At 59.4% G+C, this 24,455-nt stretch carries 19 protein-coding genes; 3 read left to right on the forward strand and 16 right to left on the reverse strand.

The window, feature by feature from the left end; translation table 11 throughout:
• Nucleotide 1: 1 nt before the first annotated feature.
• The 3 genes from D0544_RS07455 to acnB all read left to right on the forward strand — a co-directional run bounded on the left by D0544_RS07455 (nt 2) and on the right by acnB (nt 4,729).
• Nucleotides 2–733, forward strand: coding sequence for a UDP-2,3-diacylglucosamine diphosphatase (locus D0544_RS07455; RefSeq protein ID WP_125015341.1), 732 nt, complete (start codon nt 2–4; stop codon nt 731–733).
• Nucleotides 734–1,037: 304 nt separating this feature from the next.
• Nucleotides 1,038–1,907 carry a universal stress protein gene (locus D0544_RS07460; protein WP_125015342.1) on the forward strand — a complete coding sequence of 290 codons (870 nt, stop codon included), beginning with the start codon at nt 1,038–1,040 and terminating at the stop codon, nt 1,905–1,907.
• A gap of 218 nt (nt 1,908–2,125) precedes the next feature.
• Nucleotides 2,126–4,729, forward strand: coding sequence for a bifunctional aconitate hydratase 2/2-methylisocitrate dehydratase (gene acnB, locus D0544_RS07465; RefSeq protein WP_125015343.1), 2,604 nt, complete (start codon nt 2,126–2,128; stop codon nt 4,727–4,729).
• 68 nt (nt 4,730–4,797) lie between these two features.
• Here the strand turns inward: acnB and D0544_RS07470 are convergent, their stop codons facing one another.
• The 16 genes from D0544_RS07470 to leuB form a co-directional block, all read right to left on the reverse strand.
• Nucleotides 4,798–6,816: a transglutaminase TgpA family protein gene (locus tag D0544_RS07470; protein ID WP_125015344.1), complete on the reverse strand. Its 2,019-nt coding sequence runs from the start codon at nt 6,814–6,816 to the stop codon at nt 4,798–4,800.
• On the reverse strand, nt 6,804–7,757 hold the full coding sequence (locus tag D0544_RS07475) for a DUF58 domain-containing protein (RefSeq protein ID WP_125015345.1): 954 nt from the start codon (nt 7,755–7,757) through the stop codon (nt 6,804–6,806). The genes D0544_RS07470 and D0544_RS07475 overlap by 13 nt, the downstream gene beginning before the upstream one ends.
• Nucleotides 7,758–7,759: 2 nt before the next feature.
• A complete protein-coding gene (locus D0544_RS07480) occupies nt 7,760–8,680 on the reverse strand; it encodes an AAA family ATPase (protein WP_125015898.1) in 921 nt (306 codons plus the stop codon).
• A 99-nt stretch (nt 8,681–8,779) separates the two neighbouring features.
• The gene (locus D0544_RS07485; RefSeq protein ID WP_125015346.1) at nt 8,780–9,988 is read right to left on the reverse strand and encodes an O-succinylhomoserine sulfhydrylase; all 1,209 of its coding nucleotides are present in this window, start codon (nt 9,986–9,988) and stop codon (nt 8,780–8,782) included.
• 16 nt (nt 9,989–10,004) lie between these two features.
• Nucleotides 10,005–11,522 carry an amidophosphoribosyltransferase gene (gene purF / locus D0544_RS07490; protein ID WP_125015347.1) on the reverse strand — a complete coding sequence of 506 codons (1,518 nt, stop codon included), beginning with the start codon at nt 11,520–11,522 and terminating at the stop codon, nt 10,005–10,007.
• A 49-nt stretch (nt 11,523–11,571) separates the two neighbouring features.
• Nucleotides 11,572–12,072, reverse strand: a complete 501-nt coding sequence (locus tag D0544_RS07495) for a CvpA family protein (protein ID WP_125015348.1) — start codon at nt 12,070–12,072, stop codon at nt 11,572–11,574.
• Between the two features lie 89 nt (nt 12,073–12,161).
• Entirely contained in the window at nt 12,162–12,686 is a 525-nt protein-coding gene (locus tag D0544_RS07500; protein ID WP_125015349.1) for an SPOR domain-containing protein, read from the reverse strand.
• Nucleotides 12,687–12,709: 23 nt separating this feature from the next.
• On the reverse strand, nt 12,710–14,005 hold the full coding sequence (gene folC / locus D0544_RS07505) for a bifunctional tetrahydrofolate synthase/dihydrofolate synthase (RefSeq protein ID WP_125015350.1): 1,296 nt from the start codon (nt 14,003–14,005) through the stop codon (nt 12,710–12,712).
• Nucleotides 13,995–14,930, reverse strand: coding sequence for an acetyl-CoA carboxylase, carboxyltransferase subunit beta (accD, locus tag D0544_RS07510; protein WP_125015351.1), 936 nt, complete (start codon nt 14,928–14,930; stop codon nt 13,995–13,997). The genes folC and accD overlap by 11 nt, the downstream gene beginning before the upstream one ends.
• 20 nt (nt 14,931–14,950) lie before the next feature.
• A complete protein-coding gene (trpA, locus tag D0544_RS07515; protein ID WP_125015352.1) occupies nt 14,951–15,763 on the reverse strand; it encodes a tryptophan synthase subunit alpha in 813 nt (270 codons plus the stop codon).
• Between the two features lie 17 nt (nt 15,764–15,780).
• Entirely contained in the window at nt 15,781–16,995 is a 1,215-nt protein-coding gene (gene trpB, locus D0544_RS07520) for a tryptophan synthase subunit beta (protein ID WP_125015353.1), read from the reverse strand.
• Nucleotide 16,996: 1 nt separating this feature from the next.
• Nucleotides 16,997–17,620, reverse strand: coding sequence for a phosphoribosylanthranilate isomerase (locus tag D0544_RS07525; protein WP_125015354.1), 624 nt, complete (start codon nt 17,618–17,620; stop codon nt 16,997–16,999).
• A gap of 56 nt (nt 17,621–17,676) precedes the next feature.
• Nucleotides 17,677–18,525, reverse strand: a complete 849-nt coding sequence (truA, locus tag D0544_RS07530; RefSeq protein ID WP_125015355.1) for a tRNA pseudouridine(38-40) synthase TruA — start codon at nt 18,523–18,525, stop codon at nt 17,677–17,679.
• Nucleotides 18,526–18,527: 2 nt separating this feature from the next.
• Nucleotides 18,528–21,824, reverse strand: a complete 3,297-nt coding sequence (locus tag D0544_RS07535) for a FimV/HubP family polar landmark protein (RefSeq protein ID WP_125015356.1) — start codon at nt 21,822–21,824, stop codon at nt 18,528–18,530.
• A gap of 406 nt (nt 21,825–22,230) precedes the next feature.
• Nucleotides 22,231–23,343 (reverse strand): aspartate-semialdehyde dehydrogenase, encoded by a 1,113-nt coding sequence (asd, locus tag D0544_RS07540; RefSeq protein WP_125015357.1) that lies wholly within the window; start codon nt 23,341–23,343, stop codon nt 22,231–22,233.
• Between the two features lie 28 nt (nt 23,344–23,371).
• The gene (gene leuB / locus D0544_RS07545) at nt 23,372–24,448 is read right to left on the reverse strand and encodes a 3-isopropylmalate dehydrogenase (protein WP_125015358.1); all 1,077 of its coding nucleotides are present in this window, start codon (nt 24,446–24,448) and stop codon (nt 23,372–23,374) included.
• Between the last annotated feature and the right edge of the window lie 7 nt (nt 24,449–24,455).

Genomic DNA, 24,455 nt, shown 5'->3' on the forward strand with positions numbered 1-24,455 from the left:
TTTGACCACCCTGTTCATATCAGACCTGCACCTGCAGGAAGAGTGCCCGGCCATCAGCCGGGCTTTTTTCGACCTGCTGGACAGCCCTGGCGAGGGGATAGAAGCGCTCTATATCCTGGGAGATTTTTTTGAGTACTGGGTCGGCGATGATGGCATGACCCCCTTCCAGAAGGAGGTGGCAGAGGCGGTCAAGCGCTTCTCCGAGCAGGTAGCCCCGGTCTATTTCATGCATGGGAACCGCGATCTCCTGATCGGAAAGCGCTTTGCCCGGGAGGCTGGCTGCACCCTGCTGCCGGACCCCTGCGTGATCAATCTTTATGGCCAGCCGACCCTGCTGATGCACGGCGATAGCCTGTGCACACTGGATCTGGCCTACCAGCGTTTCAGGCGCGTTACTCGCAACCCCGTTGCGCGCTGGCTGATCCTCCACCTGCCCCTGAGTTATCGCATCGAGTCGATCCGCAAGCTGCGCAACCGCAGCCGGGAGCAGGGCCCCACCAAATCCCGGGAGATCATGGATGTGACGCCCGCCGAGGTGGAGCGCGTTATGACGCTGTTCGGTTGCCGCCTGCTGATCCACGGCCACACCCACCGCCCCGCTCGCCACCCTCTCAGGGTGCGGGGAGAGAAGGCTGAGCGCATCGTACTGGGAGACTGGGGTAACCATGGCTGGCTGCTGAGGGCCTCAGAGCAATCGCTGGAGCTGGAAAAGTTTCCCATCGCCGCTCCATAAAGCGCCCCCAACAGACCGTTCAGCTGAGTCAGGACAACGCCCGAAACAGCCCCTTTTACTTCGCAAAAAACGCATTTTAACCACTTTGGCTGATTGAGCATGACCTAGCGCAGCAATTATAAATATGCGCGGGTAAAACCCTTGATAAGATTCAAACAAGTGTTATAAAAGAGCGTGACGAAACCACAATATCAGGCCCGCCAGCCCTTCGAGATCGAGCCAGGGGGCATCGCAAAAGCGCGGGAAAAGGACCGGTTTCGCACTCAAACAAAGGGCGCTGGCGCCCATAAGGGGATGAGGCTGAATGCATAATATAAAAAACATTCTGGTGGTGGTAGACACCAGGAAAGCAACCCACACCGCTCTCAAGCGAGGCAAGTTGATCGCCAAGGTAACCGGGGCGACACTCCACCTGCTCGCCTGCAATAAAAAACCTGACGCCAACTCCCAAGCCGCACTCGACACTTTGGTGGAGCAGGTGCGCGAACGCGGGATCAACGCCGAAGGTTACGAACAGTGGCACGATAACGTTGCCAACACCGTGCTTCATCTTCAGCAGTCCCAAGGGTGCGCCCTGGTGATCAAGGACGCCCGCGAAGAGAACGAGCTAAGCCGTGCGGTTTTTGCTCCCACCGACTGGCAACTGCTGCGTCGCTGCCCCTGCCCGGTACTGCTGGTCAAGAACGATCGCGCCTGGGAGAACGGCGTTATCCTGGCTGCCATCGATGCCGACGCCAGCGACCAGGATCACCAGATTCTCAACGAAGTCATCATGAGCCACTCGCACGATATTGCGGGCCTTGCCAACGCTGAGTGCCACATTGGCGCGGCACACCCAGCCCCGATGCTCTCCTCGCCCGATCCTGTTTTCCAGAATATAGAGAGCCTGGCAAAGCTCTACCGAGACGCCTGCACCCCCTACATCACCCAATACAAGATGGCGGAGAAGAATCTCCATATCGGCGAAGGACCGGCGCAAAGCTTTATCCCTGAGCTGGCCGAGCGGATCAGTGCCTCTCTTGTAGTGATGGGGACCGTGGCGCGCACCGGCATCAGCGGAGCCATCATCGGCAACACCGCAGAGCTGATTCTTGATAGCATCTGCTGTGATGTCCTGACCCTTAAGCCGGTCGACATCATGGAGCAGCTGGAAGAGGTCGTTACCCAGCGCTAATCGCCTTCGAGCCCCTTCCCAAGGGGCTCAGTATTTATTTTGTGAATGCCCGATATACCCCCCCTAAACCAACGTCTTACTTAACTTACCCACCCCCCTTACGTTATAATTTCGCCGCCAAATTAGGGGGTTACAAGCCCGTGACGCATACCTGTTGAAGGCCGCATCAGACCAGATCCGACCTTGGGCGACAGGACAACCGATGAGGGTATTTCAAAGTGCTAGAAGCTTACCGTAAACACGTAGAAGAGCGCGCAGTCGAGGGAATTCCACCCAAACCGCTGGACGCAGAACAGGTTGCAGCCTTAGTTGAACTGCTTAAGAATCCGCCCGCCGGCGAGGAGCAAACCCTGCTCGACCTGATTACCAATCGCGTTCCCCCGGGAGTTGACGAGGCCGCCTACGTGAAAGCAGGCTTCCTGGCGGCGGTGGCAACGGGAGAGGCCAGCTCTCCGCTGATCGACAAGCCTGCTGCCGTCAAACTGCTCGGCGGCATGCTGGGCGGTTACAACATCGAAACCCTGGTTTCCCTGCTCGATGACGCCGAACTGTCCGCGATCGCGGCCGACCAGCTGAAGAGCACCCTACTGGTATTCGACGCCTTCCACGATGTCGAGGAGAAGGCCAAGGCGGGCAATGCTGCCGCAAAGTCAGTGCTCGAGTCCTGGGCCGCCGCCGAATGGTTCACCAGCCGCGACAAGGTGGCCGAGAGCATCAAGGTTGCGGTCTTCAAGGTAACCGGCGAAACCAACACCGATGACCTATCCCCCGCACCAGACGCCTGGTCCCGCCCTGATATTCCGCTGCACGCCAACGCGATGTACAAGATGGAGCGCGAGGGCCTGACTCCGGAAGAGCCCGGCGTTAAGGGTCCTATCTCCCAGATCAATGCCATCAAGGCCAAGGGCCTTCCCGTTGCCTTCGTGGGTGACGTGGTCGGTACCGGTTCTTCCCGTAAGTCGGGAACCAACTCGGTGCTCTGGTTCTTCGGTGAAGACGTTCCCGGAGTACCCAACAAGCGCGCCGGCGGTATCTGCATCGGCTCCAAGGTTGCCCCGATTTTCTTCAACACCATGGAAGATGCCGGCGCCCTGGTTTTCGAAGCGCCTGTCGACAAACTCAACATGGGCGATATCATTGAGATCCGCCCCTACGACGGCAAGATCCTCTCCGAGAGCGGTGAAGTACTCTCCGAGTTCAGTTTCAAATCCGACGTCATCCTTGACGAAGTTCAGGCAGGCGGCCGTATTCCCCTGATCATTGGTCGTGGCCTCACCGACAAGGCGCGCGCTGCCCTCGACCTCGAGCCCACCGACCTGTTCCGAGTTCCAACCCAGCCCGCCGACAGCGGCAAGGGCTTCTCCCTGGCACAGAAGATGGTGGGTAAGGCCTGCGGCATCGAGGGCGTACGTCCCGGCACCTATTGCGAGCCCAAGATGACCACCGTCGGCTCCCAGGACACCACCGGTCCCATGACCCGTGACGAGCTCAAGGACCTGGCCTGCCTAGGCTTCTCCGCCGACCTGACCATGCAGTCCTTCTGTCACACTGCGGCTTACCCCAAGCCCGTTGACGTGCAGATGCAGCACACCCTGCCCGACTTCATCATGAACCGTGGCGGTGTCTCCCTGCGTCCAGGTGACGGTGTTATCCACAGCTGGCTGAACCGCATGCTGCTGCCCGATACCGTAGGTACCGGTGGTGATTCCCACACCCGCTTTCCGATCGGTATCTCCTTCCCGGCCGGCTCCGGCCTGGTGGCCTTCGCCGCTGCCACCGGCGTCATGCCGCTGGATATGCCCGAATCCGTACTGGTGCGTTTCAAGGGCAAGCTGCAGCCCGGCATCACCCTGCGTGACCTGGTCAACGCGATCCCCTACTACGCCATCCAGCAGGGCCTGCTGACCGTTGAGAAAAAGGGCAAGATCAACATCTTCTCCGGCCGTATTCTCGAGATCGAGGGACTGCCCGAGCTGAAGGTGGAGCAGGCGTTCGAGCTCTCCGACTCCGCCGCCGAGCGTTCCGCCGCTGCCTGCAGCATCAAGCTGGACGAAGCACCCATCCGCGAGTACCTGACCTCCAACATCACCATGCTACGCTGGATGATCGAGCAGGGTTACGGCGATGTTCGTACCATCGAGCGTCGTGCCCAGAACATGGAGAAGTGGCTGCAGAACCCTGAACTGATGGAAGCCGACGCCGACGCCGAGTACGCGGCGGTGATCGATATCGACCTGGCGGATGTCAAGGAGCCGATCGTGGCTTGCCCGAACGACCCCGATGATGTGAAGCTGCTCTCCGAAGTGGCTGGCACCAAGATCGACGAGGTTTTTATCGGTTCCTGCATGACCAATATCGGTCACTTCCGTGCGGCCGGTAAACTGCTCAGCGCCACCAAGGATACCCTCTCCACCCGCTTCTGGATGACTCCACCGACCAAGATGGACGAAGCCCAGTTGATGGAAGAGGGTTACTACAACATCTACGGTACCAAAGGTGTGCGCACCGAGATGCCCGGATGCTCGCTGTGCATGGGTAACCAGGCTCGTGTGGCCCCCGGTGCAACGGTGATCTCCACCTCGACCCGTAACTTCCCCAACCGTCTGGGTAATGGCGCCAACGTCTTCCTGGGCTCCGCCGAGCTGACCGCAGTCGCCGCTATCATGGGCAAGCTGCCAACGCCGGCTGAGTACATGGACTACGCCAAGGACCTCGACAGCATGTCTGCCGACATCTACCGCTACCTGAACTTCAACGAGATGGAGTCCTACCAGAAAGCGGCCGATGAAGGTCAGCGTATTGCCGCCGTTCAGCTTCAGTAACCGAGCCCGGCCCATAAAAAAACCCGCTCCGGCGGGTTTTTTTATGGCTGCCCGTCACCGGCAGTGGGTCAGATCCCGCGGATGAGTCGCCGAATCGCCTTCGCATGATGACTCGCAACCGCCTCAGAACCCTCTTCGTAACAGGCTTGAACGTAGAGGCGGGTCACCTGCTCGGCTACCGCCCCCAGTGCCGGTGACTGCCGCTGAATCCGATGCATAAAGTCCAGCGGCCCTTCCCCCACAGCACGCTCGATGCCCCGCTCGCGCAAGCGCTGGCAGAATCGCAGGTAAGCCGCACTGAGGGGGTCCAGCCGCGGTTGACGCTGCTGCCACCAGCCCCAGCCACCCAGCAGCGAGAGCGCAATGGCCGCGGCAACCAGCAGGGCAACAGTGACCCGGCCCAGATCAGCGCCACCCAACCAGTCTCTCAACAACCCCTGCTGGCGGGTCTGGTCAAAATCCAGCACGTTAAGGTGCCAGTAGTATTCCAGCATATCGAGCTGCAAGCGCAGGCGGTTAAGGATCGGGATATCCCGATAGCGCAGCGCCGACAGGGGAGAGCCCTCGAGAAAACTCCCCTCACCGGCAACAGCCCGCTGTAGGTTCTGTTCGATACGATCGGGGGCTACCGCTGCCGTTGGGTCGACACGCACCCAGCCTGACTCCGGTAGCCAGAGTTCAGCCCAGGCGTGAGCATCGAACTGCCTGACCTGTACCACTCCGGCCTCGGCATTCAGCTCCCCGCCCTGATAGCCCGCCACCACCCGCGCCGGTATGCCGGCCGCCCTCGCCATAAACACCAGGGCGCCGGCGTAATGGGCACAGAACCCCCGGCGGCTTTCAAACAGGAACTGGTCAATGGTGTCTCCCTGAAGCACCGGCGGCCTCAGGGTGTAGAAATACTGCTGCTGCCTGAAGCGCTGGAGAATACGACTGATAAAGGCTGCCCCCTCTCCCCCCTCCTCCCGAGAGAGTCGCTGGGCCAAAGCACGGGCTTGATCATTGCCACTGTCTGGAAGCTGCAGATAAAAAGTGCGCATCCAGTCGGGCAGCTCAGTATCGAGCCGATACGACAGCGCTGACCGAAGCCGATAGCTGTAGCGCTGCTTAATGGGGTCAGGTGACAGCAGGCGGGAATCGCGGGTCAATACAGCGCCACGTACCGGGGCCGACACCATATCGAGAGCAAACAGCCAGGGTTGCCCCGTCGGCTCCTGAATAATGCGGTAACTGACCTCATCCCCGAGCGCCTGGCGTTCAGGGGAGAGCACTGCGCTGGGGGGAGCGTTAAGCTGGAAGCGCCTGCGATCGCGCTGATCGGGCAGCTGCGACCAGCGACGTCCATCGAAGTAAGCCAGGTTCAGGGCCCGCCAGTAGAGCTGCGGTTGCTGGGGTATCCGCCCCTCGAAGGTAGCCCTGAACACCAACTCATCGGACTGGGTCAGCTGGGCGATATCTCCCGGCGCCATGCTGTCGCTGAGGCCGGTACGCGCCTGGTTACCCGGCGGTTCCACCGACCAGAGCGGCGGCACCCGGGGCACCAGCACAAACAGAACCGCCGCGAGGGGTATCGCCTGCAGCAACATGACAGCCGCCTTACGAACCGCCGCCAGCGGCCGCTCCTGCAAACCACCCTGGTTAAGCCCCACCGCGGCCGCCACAATCACCAGCAGGCTCAGCAGGGCCAACAGCGAGCTGACCAGGGTCTGGTCATACAGCAGCGCAATCACCACCACAAAGCAGCTGAGGAAGATCACCAGATAGGCATCGCGCAGCGACTTCATCTCCAGCAGTTTGAGCACAAAGGCCACAATCAGCAGGCAGCCTCCGGCATCCAGCCCCACCAGGGATCGGTAACGCCACTGGATGGCCGCCACCGCGCTCAACAGCAACACTGCCTTCAGCCAGCGCGCAGGGTATCCCCAGCGGCCCGTAAAAATCATCAGCCGCCAGGAGACACAACTCACCACCAAAACCGTCACCCAGACAGGCAATCGCGACAGGTGGGGAAGCACTACCAGCAGTTGACAGGCAAGCAACCAGAATAGCGCCGTGCGGGGAATCTGATGGGGACTCAGTGCGGACATAGGGCCAGCGCCTGAAGGCAGCGTTCAAGATGGGGGCGCCCATGGGCTGGGGCAATCTCGAGTCCAGGCAGGCGGAGTCCATAATCCTCCTGCTGCTGTTCGGCCTGCAAACACCAGAAACAGAGATGGGACAGGCGCGACTCCTGCGGACCCGTGGCCTGCGCCCAGTCGAGCCACAGCGAGCGCTCCCGGGAGCTGACAAACTCCTTGGTGTAGAGTTTCTGGTGACGCGAGCTTTGTTTCCAGGCCAGGTGGTTAAGAGGGTCACCCTGGCGGTATTCACGTACGGATGAGAAATCGTCCACCCCCGCCACTCGATCCAGCAGCTCCCCCTCTCCCCCGCCAAGGGCTGCTGCAGGCATGGGTGCCGGCAGGGGGCGCGGGTAAACCAAGGCCTCCAGGTTGAGGTCCACCCAACTCCAGGCGACCAGCAGTCCTAGGGGATAACGGGTCTGGATCCGCAATCGACCCGGACGAAAGCGCCCACGACGGGTGGCGGGCAGGTACAGCGTCAGAGGTAACGGCTCCCCACCCTGCACCCTCACTGACTGGGGCACCCCCTTGGGCCAGCCCAGCTCTATCCCGTAGCGGAGCTGAGTGCCACTAGAAGAAAGCTCAATTACGAAAGGCAGGTCGTCACCGAGGTAGCCTTTGCCGCTCTGGACCCCATGGAGGCTGAGCCCCGCAAGGTTGTTGTAGGTGTGGTGAATCGAAAGGATAAACAGAGCCGTTAACAGAAAGGCGACCGCAAAGCTCATACTGTTCTGGTAGTTCACCCCCGCCAGAAACACCGCCGCAACCAGCACCAGAAACAGATAACCGGTGGCGGTGGGTACGATAAAAATTCGGCGGTGGTTAAGGGTGACCCGTGACTGGGGCGGCGTGCGACGGTTGACCCACTCGCGAAACCGGCGCCCAATACTTTCACGCAGGAACCCCATGGCTAGCGAACCACATCGACCTCGGCCAGCAACCGCTGGCCAAGTGCCTGGCCGGAATAGCCACGATGGTCGGAGTGCTCCCGCAAACGGTGCTCGACCACCGCCGGCAGGACCGCCTGCAGATCCTCGGGGACCAGATGGCTCCGACCATCCATTGCGGCCCAGGTACGGGCACACTGCAGCAACGCTTGCGAAGCTCTGGGTGACAGCCCCCAGGCAAAATGGTCACTGGAGCGAGTATGGGCAACCAGGCGCTGGAGGTAGTCGATCAGGGCCGCACTTGGCCGCACTGCGCTCGCCTGCTGCTGCAGTTGTACGAGGAGCGCCAGGTCCAGGCAGGGGTTAATCTGCTCCATGCGCACACGCCCCCCCTCACCCATCAGGATGCGGCGCTCGGCATCGGCGTCGGGGTACCCTAACTGCAGGCGCATCAAAAAGCGATCCAGCTGCGACTCTGGCAACGGGAAGGTACCGGCCTGAGACTGAGGGTTCTGGGTCGCGATTACAAAGAAGGGCTCCGGCAAAGGCCGGGTCTCCCCCTCGATCGTCACCTGCCGCTCCTCCATCGCCTCCAGCAGGGCGCTTTGGCTCTTGGGGGTAGCGCGGTTGATCTCATCGGCCAATACCAGCTGGGAGAAAACCGGCCCCGGGTGGAAATCAAAGCGGGCTCCCTCACGATCGTAGACCGAAACACCGAGAATATCGGCGGGGAGCAGGTCGCTGGTGAACTGAATGCGGCTGTAGCTCAACCCCATCACCCTGGCCAGCCCCTGTGCGAGGGTGGTTTTACCCATCCCCGGCAGGTCCTCGATCAACAGGTGTCCACGACTGATCAGGCAGCACAGCGCTAGCCGTAACTGTTGGGGCTTACCTACTACCACCTTGCTCAGTTCAGCCAGGCACTGCTTGACCAGCGACTCCATTGACACATCAATCCCCTTGTTTGACGGCTTTTAACTACCCCAGCATACCAGATGCCGGGGCCTTAGGTTCACAGGCAAAGCGCGCCGGGCGGATGGTGTCTAAACGGCGGCCAGCCCCCTCGCCAGGTCGGCCTTGAGGTCCTCCAGCGATTCCAGCCCCGCCGCCACCCGGATCAGGCTGTCACGGATGCCGGCCCGGTCACGCTCCTCCTGGCTCAGGCGGCCGTGGGTGGTGGTCGCCGGGTGGGTAATGGTGGTTTTGGTGTCCCCCAGGTTGGCGGTAATGGAGATCATGCGGGTAGCATCGATAAAGCGCCACGCCTCCTCCTTCCCCCCCTTGACCTCAAAGGAAACCACACCACCGAAGCCGCTTTGCTGCTCGCTCGCCAGGGCGTGCTGGGGATGCTCCGACAATCCGCTGTAATAGACCCGCGCCACCTTGGGTTGATCCTGCAACCAGAGCGCTAACTGATAGGCCGTATCGCAATGGGCCAACATTCTGAGGCGCAGGGTTTCCAACCCCTTCAGGATCACCCAGGCGTTGAAGGGACTGAGGGTGGGTCCCGCTGCCCGCAGGTAAGCCACCATCTCCTTCATCTGCTCGCTACGCCCCAGCACCAGGCCGCCCATGCAGCGCCCCTGGCCATCAAGGTACTTGGTGGCCGAGTAGACGACGATGTCAGCGCCCAGCTCCAGCGGCCGCTGCAAAATGGGGGTGCAGAAGGTGTTGTCCACTACCAGTAGTGCGCCCTTTGCCTGAGCCAACGACGCCAGCTGCTTAAGGTCCGCTACCTCGCTCAGGGGGTTGGACGGTGTCTCAACAAACAGCATTGCGGTACCTTCGGTCACCGCGGCTTGCCAACCCGCCATATCGGTCAGGTCGACGAAGGTAGTCTCTACCCCGAACCGCTTCAGGTAACGGGAAAAGATGGTGGTGGTGGTACCAAACACGCTGCGCGACACCACCACATGATCACCCGCCTCGAGAAACGCCATGCAAACCCCGAGAATCGCTGCCATACCACTGGCCATCGCCACCGCCTGCTCGGCGCCCTCCAGAGCAGCCATCCGCTCCTCCAGAGTGCGTACCGTGGGGTTGGTGTAACGGGAGTAGACATTACCCGGCTCCTCGCCAGAAAAGCGAGCAGCGGCGTCGGCGGCGGAGCGAAACACGTAGCTTGAGGTGGTGAAGATCGGCTCACCGTGCTCGGTCTCCATGGTACGGTACTGGCCAGCGCGTACCGCCAGGGTATCCAGTCGGGCTCCGGTGAGGTCGGAATCGAGCCTGTCGTTGTTATCAGCCGCCATAATATCTCTCGTGTCGCTAAGACTCATCGTTGTGCAGATCGATAATGGCGTTGCCACCCTGCTCTGTCTGGTTCTTGGCACCGTCGTTACGCGCCGCCTGAACCCGCTCCAGATAACTTTCGTCGATATCCCCGGTTACGTACTGCTTGTTGAACACCGAGCACTCGAAGCCGTCAAAGTGGGTATCTACCCCCTCCCGCACCGAGTCGATCAGGTCGTCCAGCTCCTGGAACACCATCCAGTCGGCGCCAATCAGCTCGCAGATCTCATCACAGCTGCGACCATTAGCAATCAACTCGTCGGCTGCCGGCATATCGATCCCATAAACATTGGGGTAGCGAACCTCGGGGGCGGCGGAACAGAAGTAAACCTTCTTTGCCCCGGCCTCCCTGGCCATCTCGATGATCTGGCTACAGGTGGTCCCACGCACAATGGAGTCGTCCACCAGAAGTACGTTCTTGTCCTTGAACTCGAGGTCGATGGCATTGAGCTTCTGCTTCACCGATTTCTTACGCAGCCCCTGCCCTGGCATGATGAAGGTACGGCCAATGTAGCGGTTTTTGATAAAGCCCTCGCGGAACTTTACCCCCAGTCGATTGGCAAGCTGCAACGCAGAGGTTCGGCTGGTATCCGGGATGGGGATCACCACATCGATATCGTGTTCGGGGCGTTCACGAAGAATCTTCTCCGCCAGTTTTTCCCCCATCTTCAGCCGTGAACGGTAAACAGAGCTACCATCCATTCTGGAGTCGGGACGGGCAAAATAGACATACTCGAAGATGCAGGGGGTCAACTTGGGGTTGGCCGCACACTGATAGGTAAAGAGCTGTCCTTCGGCATCGATATAAACCGCCTCGCCCGGGGCCACATCGCGAATCAGGGTATAGCCCTGGGAGTCAAGGGCAACGCTCTCGGAGGCGATCATGTACTCATCGCCCAGCTCGGACTCCCGCTTGCCGAACACCATTGGGCGAATGCCGTTAGGATCCCGAAAGCCCACAATACCGTGACCCAAAATCATCGAGATCACGGCATAACCGCCACGGCAGCGCTGGTGCACCCGCTCAACGGCACGAAAGATATCTTCGGCCGCAGGCTTCAGTTTCTGCTGTTTGTAGAGCTCATGGGCGAAGACGTTCAGCAACACCTCGGAGTCGGAGTTGGTGTTGATATGGCGCAGGTCGCTTTTGAACAGCTCCTCCTTGATCTCCTCGACATTGGTCAGGTTGCCGTTGTGAGCCAGGGTGATGCCGTAGGGGGAGTTGACGTAAAAGGGCTGAGCCTCCGCGGAGCTGGAGGAACCCGCTGTGGGGTAACGCACATGGCCGATGCCCATGTTGCCCGCCAGGCGCTGCATGTGCCGTGTACGGAACACATCCCGCACCAGGCCATTCTCCTTGCGCAGGAAGAAGCGAGTTCCCTCACAGGTCACGATACCCGCGGCATCCTGCCCCCGGTGTTGAAGAACCGTCAGAGCGTCGTAAAGCTCCTGATTGACCCGGGATTTTGCTGCAATACCTACAATGCCACACACAATCGTCTACCTCGGTTTCTCTGCTGAGGACCCGCCAACGGCCAGAGGGCTAGCTGGAGGAGTTTAAAAAAGGACCCACCACCTGCATCACCGAGCGTTTGGACCACTCGGCCAGGATCTGGAAATGGGGAATCAGTCGAGACTGCTGCCACCAGGAATCGTTTTGTACCGGTGAAAAGCCGACCAACCCCACCAGTACCACCACGATCAATATGCCACGGCAAGCGCCAAATGCCATGCCCAGGGCACGATCAGTACCTGAGAGCCCCGTCATTTTAACCAGCTCCGCGATCAGGTGGTTGATCATGGCGCCTACCATCAGGGTGGCGATAAAAAGAAGAACACAGGCCGCAATAATGCGAACCGAAGGAATTTCAATATAGTGTGTAAACATCAGGGAGAGGCTGCCACCGAAGGTCCAGGCAATGATCACTGCAGCAATCCAGGTGGCCAGAGAGAGCGCTTCGCGGAAAAAGCCCCGGCTGATGCTGATAAGCGCGGATATGGCGATGATCGCCAAAATGGCCCAGTCTACCCAGGTGAATGACACAATCGGTTCCGATTTTCTCTACAAACCTCAAGAGCCGCGAATTGTAGCAGAGCGCTTCCTGCTTGCCCATATACCCGGAGCTGTCCAGGCTAGGGGTGGTAACGCACGATTACCCCATCCAGCTTAACCTGGCCCTTGAGTTTCTTTTTCAACGGCAACAGGTCAGCGCGATCCACCATGGGGCCCACGTATACCCCCTCGACCGCCTGGCCACCCTCACGCTCCCAGCGTCGGCTATAAGCCTTGTAACCCAGCCCCTGCAGTTTGGCCACTAACGCCCTGGCGTTGTCGCGGTTGGCAAAGACCCCCATCTGCAACGCCCAGGTGCGAGGAACACCCTCGCCGTCCAGCTGGGGGCTGGGGTCAACTGCGACGCCGGAGTCTGCTTCCGGCATCTGATACTGATTGACCTCATGGGCCTCAGCATCAACCTGCTCAAGGTAGTTTTTCTCCTCAGCAATAAAGGCCGGCACAACCGGCATAGCCGGAGCCTCAGGAATCGGCTTGGCAACCCCTTCAGTCTCGGCAGGCTCATACAGCCAGCTGAGGAAAATGACACCCAGTGCCAGCAACACGCAGGCTCCGACCATACGTTGCCGAATATTTTGCTCCATTAAAGATTCCGCTCTGTCACACCCTAAGCCGGGTCGGCGTACCACTGTTCGATCGTTTTAAGCGCATCGGCAACGGTAAAAAAAGAGCCCGCCACCAGTACCCGGTCATTCCGGGAGGAGGCCTCAACCGCTGCGATCAATGCGTCACCGACCCTACTATACAAGGTGTAACGGTCACAAGCGATCTTGCCGAGGGCGGTTCCCAATCGAGAGGCCGGAGAGGCCCTCGGGGTCGAGACCTCCGCAAGAAACCAATCCCCACAATACTCTGCCAGCGCCTCCAGCACCCCCTCCACATCCTTGTCATCCAGCATCGCCAGTACGCAGCGGGTCTGCCCTGCTGCAGGGTCAGCGCCCAAACGCTCGGCCAAGGCAACGGCCGCCTGTGGATTGTGAGCCACATCCAGAACCACCTTCACCGGCTCACCGGCGCGGTTGCTCACAGTAATCGACTGATAGCGACCCGCAAGGGTTGCGCTGGCAATCCCCTCACGAATGGAAGACTCGCTCACTGGCAGGGGACTATGCAACAACGCACAGATGGCGGTGGCGGCATTATCGAAGGGCAGCTCCGGCAGAGGAAGCTGCTCGAGAGTAACCAAAAGGCCTTTGGCATCCACCCCCTGGTAGCGCCACCCGCTGTCACTTAGGGTCTGCAGAAACGCTTCGCCCCGGGGCAACCAGCGTGCGCCAATACGCTCGGCTTCACTCGAAACCCCCGCATTGGGTTCGCGCCCCCCATAAATGGCAGGACGACCCGCGCGGAAAACGCCTGCTTTTTCGCGACCAATCCCCTCCAGAGAGGAACCAAGCCACTGCTCATGATCAATTGCAATGGAGGTGACCAGAGAGACATCGGCGTCGATGATATTGACTGCATCCAGCCGCCCGCCCAGCCCCACCTCAAGGATCCATACATCCAGGGCGGCCCGCTCAAAAAGGTCCAGGGCCGCGAGGGTGGCAAATTCAAAGTAGCTGAGGGAGGTGTCGCCCCGCGCCTGATCGATGCGCTTAAAAGTATCGACGATCTGCTGGTCGCCTGCCTGCTCACCCTCGATAAGGATGCGCTCGTTGTAACGCAGCAGATGCGGAGAGCTATAGACACCGACCCGATACCCCTCTCGTTGCAAGATGGAAGCGAGAAAAGCGCAGGTGCTGCCCTTACCGTTAGTTCCAGCTACGGTAAAGACCGTAGCGGACGGCTTCAGCAGATTCAGTGTTTGGGCAACGGAAGCAACCCGCTCCAGCCCCAGATCGATCTCGACGGGGTGGAGCTGCTCAAGAAACTCAAGCCAGGCCGAAAGGGTATCAGGCCTCATCTACCCCAACGCCGGCAGACTCAGCCTTGACGGGTGTCGCTGTCTCAACAGCCGCGGTCTGAGGGGCTTGGGTCCCCTGCATTTTCGACAGCATACCCGAGAGGGTGTCACGCATCTGACTGCGGCTGACGATCATATCGACCGCGCCGTGCTCCAGCAGGAATTCACTGCGCTGGAAACCCTCGGGCAGCTTTTCACGAACCGTCTGCTCAATCACCCGCGGCCCCGCGAAACCGATCAAGGCGTTGGGTTCAGCCACATTGATATCACCCAGCATCGCCAGGCTGGCAGAGACCCCTCCATAAACCGGGTCGGTCAGCACTGAGATGTAGGGAAGGCCAAGCTGCTTCATCTTCTCAAGGGCAGCGGACGTTTTTGCCATCTGCATCAGGGAAAAGAGCGCCTCCTGCATCCGCGCACCACCACTGGCCGCGAAGCAGATCAGGGGCAAGCCATTGGCCAGACACTCATCGACGGCGCGCACAAAACGAGCCCCGACAACCGAGCCCATGGAGCCCCCCATAAAGGAAAATTCAAAGGCCACCACCACGACCGGTACGCCATTAACGGTACCTCGGGTAACCACCAGCGCATCCTTTTCACCGGTCGACTTCTGGGCAGCTACCAGGCGGTCCTTGTATTTTTTGCTGTCTTTGAAACGCAACCGGTCCTGGGGCTCAAGCTCCGCCCCCAACTCCACTCGATTCTCATCATCAAGGAAGTAGTCGATTCGGGTACGGGCGGTAATCCGCATGTGGTGCTCGCACTTGGGGCACACATCCAGGTTTTTCTCAAGCTCGGGGCGATAGAGCACCGAATTACATTGGACGCATTTCTTCCATAAACCCTCGGGCACATTGCTGCGCTTATCCGCTTCGCGGCCGCTGAGGGAAGATTTCAGTTTATCGACAAGCCAGTTGCTCATTTCAAGTTCCAGTCGTTTCGCTAGCGGTTCAGCTGGTCCATCGCAGCTCGCATCTCCCTGAGGATCGACGATACGCCCGCGATGGCGTTATCCGGGTTCTGCTGATGGCTGGCGATCTGGTCAACCAGCACACTACCCACCACTACGCCATCGGCGCACTGGCTCACACGGGCAGCACTGTCCCCATCGCGGATACCAAAACCAACCCCCAGGGGCAGGTCTGTGATCGATCGCATCAGGCTGATACGCTCTGCGACGGCATCGGTATCCAGCGTGGCGGATCCGGTAACCCCCTTGAGGGAGACATAGTAGATATAGCCGCTGGCCTTGCTGCAAACACTGCGAATACGTTCTGCAGTGGTGGTAGGCGCCACCAGAAAAATCGTATCAATCCGATTCTTTTCAAGATACCCACCCAGCGTATCGGCCTCCTCCGGAGGCAGGTCGACGGTCAATACACCATCCACACCTGCGGCGGCGGCACGCTCGGCAAAAGGCTCGTATCCCATCATCTCGATAGGGTTGAGATAGCCCATCAGCACAACTGGGGTCTGATTATCGCGTTTGCGGAACTCGGAGACCATTGATAAAACGTCAGCTAATGTAACACCGTGTGAGAGTGCCCGCTCACAGGCGAGCTGGATCACCGGACCATCAGCCATCGGGTCTGAAAAGGGAATGCCCAGCTCAATGATGTCGGCCCCCGCCTCTACCATGGCGTGCATCATGGGCACGGTTAAGGCCGGCGTACTGTCGCCCGCTGTGATGTAAGGGATCAGCGCCTTGCGGCCAAGCCCATTGAGACGATCAAAACACTCTTTAATTCTGCTCATTTGAGTCCACTTGCCCCTTAATCCATCACCTGGATGCCATCGATAGTTGCCACCGTATGGATATCCTTGTCACCACGTCCCGACAGGTTAACGATAATGATCTGATCCGCCGACATGGTCGGTGCCAGCTTTTCTGCATAGGCCAGCGCATGACTGCTCTCGAGCGCCGGCATAATGCCCTCCAGCTGAGTCAGGTTGCGGAAGGCGGCTAGCGCTTCGTCGTCGGTGACGGCCACATACTCAGCCCGACCGGCATCCTTGAGCAGCGAATGCTCGGGGCCTACCCCCGGGTAATCGAGACCCGCTGATACCGAGTGGGTTTCTATGATCTGCCCGCCCGCATCCGCCATCAAGTAGGTGCGGTTGCCGTGCAATACTCCGGGCCGTCCTGCACACAAGGGAGCCGCGTGCTGCCCCGTCTCGATGCCATGACCGGCTGCTTCGACCCCGTACATCTTGACGGAAGTGTCAGCGATAAAAGGATGGAACAGTCCGATCGCATTGGATCCGCCGCCCACGCAAGCAACCAACGCATCGGGCAGGCGTCCCTCCTGCTCCAGACACTGCGCACGAGCCTCACGCCCAATGACGGACTGGAAGTCACGCACCAGTTTAGGGTAAGGATGGGGACCCGCGACCGTGCCGATGATGTAGAAGGTGTCATCCACGTTGGTCACCCAGTGGCGCATCGCTTCGTTCATGGCGTCCTTGAGGGTCTTTGACCCGGACTCGACCGATACCACCTGTGCGCCCAATAGCTTCATCCGGTAAACGTTGAGCGCCTGACGACGGATATCCTCCGCCCCCATAAAAACCGTACACTCCATACCCAGGCGGGCGGCCACCGTCGCACTGGCCACCCCGTGCTGCCCTGCCCCGGTTTCGGCGATGATGCGCTTCTTACCCATGTACTTGGCCAGTAACGCCTGCCCGATGGTGTTGTTTACCTTATGGGCTCCTGTGTGGTTCAAGTCTTCACGCTTGAGCAGGATCCTAGCGCCGCCGAGTTTCTGCGACCAGCGCTCGGCATAATAGAGTGGAGAGGGGCGCCCTACATAGAAAGCCAAATCGCGGTCAAACTCCGCCTGGAAATCTGCATCCTTCGACAGCTGTTCATAGGTTTTGGTCAGCTCATCCAGAGCAGCCATCAGCGTTTCAGACACAAAACGCCCGCCGTAGGGACCAAAATGGCCTCCCGCATCGGGCATGCTCAACAACTCTTCAGTACTCATCTTAATCTCTGACACTGGCTACCTCGCTCATAAACGCCAGAATTTTACTGTGATCCTTGATGCCGGGTGCAGCCTCAACACCACCACTGACATCGACGGCATAGGGCATCACTGCGGTAATTGCCTGTCCCACATTATTAGCATTCAAACCACCGGCCAGGATGACACAGCGGGTGCTGGCAGGCACCCATTCCCAGTTAAATGTTTCCCCGGTGCCACCGGGTACCCCTTTTTTGTAGGTATCCAGTAACAGCCCTCGGGCATCGGGATAAAGCGCCATATCGCGTACGATCTGTTCTGGGCCCTTCACCCGCAACGCCTTGATATAGGGGCGAGAGAATCCCCCGCAGTAGTCTGCAGGCTCATTTCCGTGAAATTGCAGCAGATCCAGCTGTGTCAAAGCGATGGCAGACTCCACCTCCTCGACAGACGCATCAACAAACAAACCCACAGTTGTTACGAAGGGGGGCAGCTGCTGGATGATACCCGCAGCGTCGACGGGAGAAATATAACGCGGGCTGGGGGGATAAAACACAAACCCAAGGGCCTGCACACCCGCCGAAATCGCTACAAGAGCGTCCTCAAGGCGGGTTATGCCACACACCTTGACTCGCGCTGCCGACATCAAAAACCCTCAAATGAAGCGATAGTAACAGATTGATTTAACGTTGAATATTCCCATCAATCCAGAAGCGCGCCGAGAAACATGGGGCCCATCGGTTGTGGCCGCGGCAGAGCAAAGCGCTCCGGGTAGCCAACATCGACAAAGTAGAGCCCATAGGGGGGAGCCGTGACCCCTCCCCGCGCACGATCCCGATGCTCCAGAACCTGCCGCGCCCAGCTTACCGGCTCTTTCCCGCAACCGATCGCCATCAGCACGCCAGCTATATTGCGAACCATATGGTGCAGAAAAGCGTTAGCCTGCACATCAATAACGATCAGCGGGCCGAAGCGCTCCACCCGCAGGTGGCTAATGGTACGGACCGGGCTTTTTGCCTGGCATCCCACTGCCCGGTACGAGGAGAAATCATGCTCGCCGACCAGCGCTTTGGCCGCCTCTGCCATACGAGCCACATCCAATGGCCGGTAGTTCCAGGTCACACCCCGGGGCAGGATGGCAGGACGGGTTGGCTGATTCAGGATCACATAGCGATAGCGACGATAGATAGCACTGAAGCGGGCATGGAATTCGGGGTCGATCTCGACTACCCAGTTGATGGCGATATCATCGGGCAGATTAGCGTTGGCGCCAAAGGTCCAGCCACGCTCAGTCCGCTCGGCAGGGGAGTCAAAATGTATCACCTGGTGACTGGCATGCACCCCACTATCGGTACGACCAGCACAGATGACGGTAACCTCATGGTCGGCAACCCGACCCAAAGCGGCCTCAACGTGCCGCTGAACCGAAGCAACCCCTGAGCGCTGCGCCTGCCAACCATGATAGGCATGACCGTCATACTGTACGCTCGCGGCAAAACGACGCGAGGCAGAATCCAAAGATTCTGCCTCGCCAACTGCATCATTACTCATGATCAGATTTTATCTAACAGTTCCTGCGCTTCCTTCAGCTGCGCCTCATCACCCTCCTTGAGTACCTCCTCAAGGATGTCACGAGCCCCTTCAACGTCACCCATATCCACGTAGGCGCGCGCCAGGTCCAGCTTGGTTGCGGTTTCATTCGTACCCGAGAGGAAATCAAACTCATCGTCCATGGAGTCATCCTCTACATCAAACTCAGACGCTAAACTTTCAGTAGCGGCATCCAGCGCAGCCATATCTGGATCGGCAGACAGGTCCTGCGCCAGGCGATCGAACTCGTCGACTTCAGGCTCCGGCTCTGAATCCGTCGCTTCCGAGTCGGCCAGCAGATCGTCCGCTTCGACACTCTCAGAAACCTCAGCCTCTGGATTCACCTCATCCTCCGCCAGGTCGTCAAGCTCAAATTCATTAACTACTTCGGGCTCTTCCAGCTCCTCGGGTAGCTCTTCGGCGAGATCAAAACCCTCGAGATCGGCATCCAGCTCAGCCATCGCGGAGTCATCAAGATCCGCGGCCGTTTCTGCCGACTCACTCGCCTGCTCCTCCGCAGCCTCCTCCAGAGACACTTCACCCAGGTCGAACTCGATATCATCAAGTTCGGCCTCGGCCTCTACCTCATCCAGATCCAGTTCATTGCTCGCCAGCTCAATGCTTTCACTCTCATCAAGCTCCGACTCCAGATCGTCGCTACCCAGATCAAACTCAATATCCGGCAGCCCCTCTTCATCGGAGGACTCCAGCGACACCTCAGCCTCTCCCGAGACCTCCTGGTCGGCTTCATCATCCAGAGAGAGGTCAAACTCATCATCAAGCTCCAGTTCAGAGCCTTCAGTGGAGTCTTCCTCCATATCAAACCCAAAATCTTCCAGCTCGACATCATCCAGCTCGGCGTCAAGCTCCAGCTCGCCTGCAGGCTCTGCAGCGGAGTCCATAGCGGCTTGCTGCAGCTCATCCTCCAGCTCGCTATCAAGACTCAGGTCGTCATCCAGCTCGAATTCGGTATCGTCCACCTCATCCAGCTCATCGAGCTCGACATCAAGGTCTGATCCCAGTGCCTGATCCAGATCGGCGTCGAGATCATCGCCGGAATCCACCAGATCCTCAGCCAGCTCAAGGCTGCCCTCGTCGAGATCAAACTCCAGCGCCTCGCTGGCATCGGCATCACCAGCCAGATTCATGAAGTCATCGTCGTCAGAACGATTCTCGACTTCGGCATCCTCCACACCTGAGCTATCGGTGTCAGCGGGAGCATCCAGTTCGAGGTCATCCAGAGAAAACTCAACCGCTTCATCCGCCGAGCCCAGTTCGTCCATCGACAGCGCTTCATCCAGGTCATCGACATCCAGCTCGCTCATTGCCGATGCGGCCACCGCACCCACCGCAGCCAGCGCCCCTGCAGGGAACTTGGCCTTAAGGGACTCGGCCTCCTGCATAGCGATTGAATCACCCAGGGCACTGAGTTCATTCTCCTGCTTTACAAAGGACTCTGCGTCCTTCATCTCGGCATAGGCTTCGAGCAGTTTCACGCGCAAGTCCGCACGCCCGGGCTCCTGCTCAATGGCATTAGTGAGCAGGTCAACCGCCTGGTTGTAACGGCCATAAGCAATATAGATATCCGCCTCACCGATGGCATCACTGGTTTGGGCGGTGGTGCGCTCGGCAACCTCTTCACCCTCTCCCTCCAGGGACAACTCATCATCCTGCTCGGCAGGGCCCACTTCATCCTGAGGCAGGTCAGCTTCAAAAGCTGCCTTCGGCTCCTCATCTACCAGCTCATCCCCAGGCTCGAAGTCCGATTCAGGTTCGGTCGCGCCTGAGCGGCGACGTGAGAGCAATAGCAGGGCCAGCAGCAGAACCAGCACGCCACCACCGGCAGCCATGTAGATGGGGTTTTGCAGAATCTCATCCAGCAGCGAAGGTTCTTCAACCACGGGAGCCGGTGCCGGTTTAACCGGTGCGGGTTTGGCGGCTTCAGGCTTGGGCTCAGGTTTTGGCTGAGCGGCAGGTTCAGGCTTCGCAGGCATCACTGCAGGTGCCTCTGCACTCTCCTCCGCCACGACCTGACCGCCGTCAGCCTCGGGGGCCGGCTTCTCTTCTGCGTAGTTGTAGTCCACCTCCGCAGGAGCCTCGCCCTTGGCGGCCAGCTGGGCCTGAAGCGCAGCCAGCTGCTCATCCTTCAACGAAAGTAAACGCTGCAGGGTTTCAACCTGACCCTCCAGCTCTGCAAGCTGGCTACTGACCTCTCCACTTTCTCGAACCGCTTTCTCCAGCTTCTCCTGGTTGATGGCCAGTTCATTCTGAAGCGCTTCAAGGTCTGCAGCAGAGGTGCTGGAGCCGTTATCACTACCACTGGTCGTGGTTCCGGTCTCGCTGGCGCTGGCCAGTCTCAGGGTCCCCTCGCTCGAGGTTGGGCCCGCCGGCTCCTCAACTGCGTCACGCCGCGCCGCATCCAGGGGAGCAGCCCCCAGATTACGCTGGTCGCGCCACTGCTGATTCTGCAGACTCACCTCAGCAATCGCCTGGCGCTGGGTAAGCTGAAGGGTTTCTTCACGGGTGGGCAGGCGCAATACCTGCCCCTTCTTCAGTAGATTGATATTCTGGTTAATGAACGCATCCGGGTTGACCTGCTGGATCGCCATCATCGTCTGCTGCACGCTTACATCGCTCGAAGGGCGGTGGCGCGTTGCGATCTCCCACAGGGTGTCGTTGCTGCTGGTGGTGTAGGTACCTCCCCCCACTTCGGCCCGCTCGACCCGTGGCTGGGGAGCAGGTGTCGGGGCCGGGGCTTCAGCCCGAGGCTTGGCAGGAGCTACTGGAGCCACCGGTCGGCTGGATGCCACAGGCTCGACTTTCTCGGCAGCAGGTGGCGCTACCGGGGCAGGCACCTCTTCTGTAAAGGTGGGCGGATCGAGCAACAGGGTGTATTCGCGCAGCAGGCGCCCATTTGGCCAGTGGAGCTCGACCAAAAAGTTCAGGTAAGGCTCCCTGACGGGCTTGCGGCTCGTCACCTGGACATAAGCGGTACCATTGGGCCGCACCACAGTGGCGAACTTCAGGTCGGTGAGAAAGAAGTCACGCTCCACCCCAGCCAGGGTAAAGTCTTCCCGTGACGCCAGGCTCGGCAATACCTCATTTTGCCCCAACCCCTTGAGCTCGATCAGTTCGATCTCTGCATTCAATGGCTGGTTTAACGCAGAGCGTAAGTTGATCTCCCCCAACCCCAGCGCCTGTGCCGTCGTTGAGCTAAGTGCCCCCGCTGCTGCCATAGCCAATACTAGCTTGCGAACCATAAGTCTTAGTCCTTCGTTTCTGTCTTCGCCCAATCCACTCGACCCTGGGGGCATACTATCCTTCACCGCCCCTGAACAAGCGATAACCGGCTAAATGCAGCGCCGACCCCCGCCAGCCTCTGACCACCAGTTAATACCACATACTAGCCAATTATCAAAAAAGCTAGAAAAGTTATTCACAAGTTTCAGTAAGTATCAATTATAAATGGTTTTTTATCAATATCTGGGGAAAGGGTACGGAAATTGCGCACGGGATTATCGACCCATTCTTCGACGTACAGCACAGTTTTGAGCCTATTACCCCCCACCTCGGTCATCAGTGCGGTGGCGATACAAGCAACAACGCCCCCAGCGGTGAACCACCGGAGGCGCCAGGCAGGGAAAGACCGAGGGTCAATCCAGCCAGTTACAACTCACGAAGAATCGACAGCATACGCCGCAATGGCTCCGCCGCTCCCCAAAGCAGCTGGTCACCCACCGTGAAAGCAGACAGGTACTGCGGCCCCATACTCAGCTTGCGCAGCCTTCCCACCGGCACACTCAAGGTCCCGGTAGTGACGGTAGGTGTGAGCCCTGCGATGGTCTCCTCCCGGTGGTTTGGAATCACCTTGACCCAGGCATTGTGCGCTGCGAGCATCGCCTCAATATCGGCCAGCGGCAGATCCCGTTTTAGCTTGATGGTAAACGCCTGGCTGTGGCAGCGCATCGAACCGATCCGCACACAGTTGCCATCGACCGCCACCGGGTTGGCATCGCGACCCAAAATCTTGTTGGTCTCCACCTGCCCCTTCCACTCCTCCCGGCTCTGGCCATTATCCAGCTCGCTATCGATCCAGGGGATCAAGCTGCCCGCCAGGGGAACACCAAAGTTGGCCGCCGGAAATTCAGCCGAGCGCATGGCCTCAGTTACCTTGCGATCAATCTCCAAAATAGCGCTTGAGGGGGTTGCCAATTCAGCGCACACCGCCCCATTCAGAGCCCCCATCTGGTTCAGGAGCTCCCGCATGTTCTGGGCGCCAGCCCCCGATGCGGCCTGATAGGTTTGCGAGGTAAGCCACTCAACCGCATCCGCTTCGAACAGCCCGCCTAGCGCCATCAGCATCAAACTGACCGTACAGTTGCCGCCCACAAAGGTCTTGCCGCCCGCGTCCAGTGCGCGATCAATCAGCGCCCGGTTGACCGGATCAAGCACAATAACGCTCTGTGCATCCATCCGCAGAGACGAGGCCGCATCGATCCAGTACCCCTTCCAGCCACTATCCCTAAGGGGTCCGTAAACCGACTTGGTGTAATCTCCCCCCTGGCAGGTCAAGACCACATCCATCTCAGCCAGCTCGTTAATATCGCTAGCATCCTTAAGCGCCGGAATCGGCTGGCCAATATCGGGACCCTGCTGACCCACTTGCGAGGTGGTGAAAAATACCGGCTCGATTCCGGTAAAATCACCCTCTTGCGCCATGCGCTCCATCAATACCGACCCGACCATGCCGCGCCAGCCGACAAACCCTACTTTCAACATACCCATACTCCTCGGGCTAAGCCCTACCTCAGGCCAATGCGGCCACTACCGCATCGCCCATCTCTCGGGTTGATACCCGCTGACACCCCTCTGACTGGATATCCGCAGTACGCAGCCCCTGATCCAACACCCGGCTTACCGCCGCTTCAATGGCATCTGCCGCCTCATTCTCGGCCAATGAGTAGCGCAGCATCATGGCAGCCGACAAAATGGTCGCCAGCGGATTGGCAATCCCCTGCCCGGCAATATCGGGAGCCGATCCATGGCAGGGCTCGTACATGCCCTTGCCGTTTTCATCGAGCGAGGCCGATGGCAGCATACCGATCGAACCGGTCAGCATGGCCGCAGCATCCGAGAGAATGTCGCCAAACATGTTGCCCGTGACCATCACATCGAACTGCTTGGGCGCCCGCACCAGCTGCATGGCCGCATTATCGACGTACATATGGCTCAACTCGACATCGGGGTAATCCTTCGCCATCTCCTGCATGATTTCACGCCAGAGCACGGTCACCTCAAGCACATTGGCCTTGTCGACCGAGCACAGTTTGCCGCCACGCTTACGAGCCGCCTCGAAGGCCACCTTGCCGATGCGCCGAATCTCCGACTCCGAGTAGACATAGGTGTTGTAGCCCTGGCGTTCGCCATTCTCGAGGGTGCGCACACCACGGGGCTGGCCAAAGTAGATCCCCCCGGTCAGCTCACGCACAATCAGGATATCCAGCCCGGACACCACTTCCGGCTTCAGGGTCGAGGCGGCCGCCAGCTGCGGATACAGAATGGCAGGACGCAGGTTGCCAAACAGCTGCAGGCCGGAGCGCAGCCCCAGCAGCCCCTTTTCAGGGCGTATCGCCATATCCAGGCTATCCCACTTGGGCCCCCCAACCGCACCCAGCAAAATGGCATCCGCTCCGCGGGCCTTGTCCAGGGTTTCATCGGGCAATGGCACACCGTGGGCGTCGATGGCACTACCACCCACCAGCGCCTGGTCAAACTCAACGGCCAGCCCAAACCTCGCCTTCACACACTCCAGCACCTTGAGGGCTTCGGCGGTAATCTCGGGCCCGATACCATCACCGGGCAAAATCAGAATATGCTTTGTCATTGATCAC

The organism is Aestuariirhabdus litorea (assembly GCF_003864255.1).
Taxonomy (GTDB): domain Bacteria; phylum Pseudomonadota; class Gammaproteobacteria; order Pseudomonadales; family Aestuariirhabdaceae; genus Aestuariirhabdus; species Aestuariirhabdus litorea.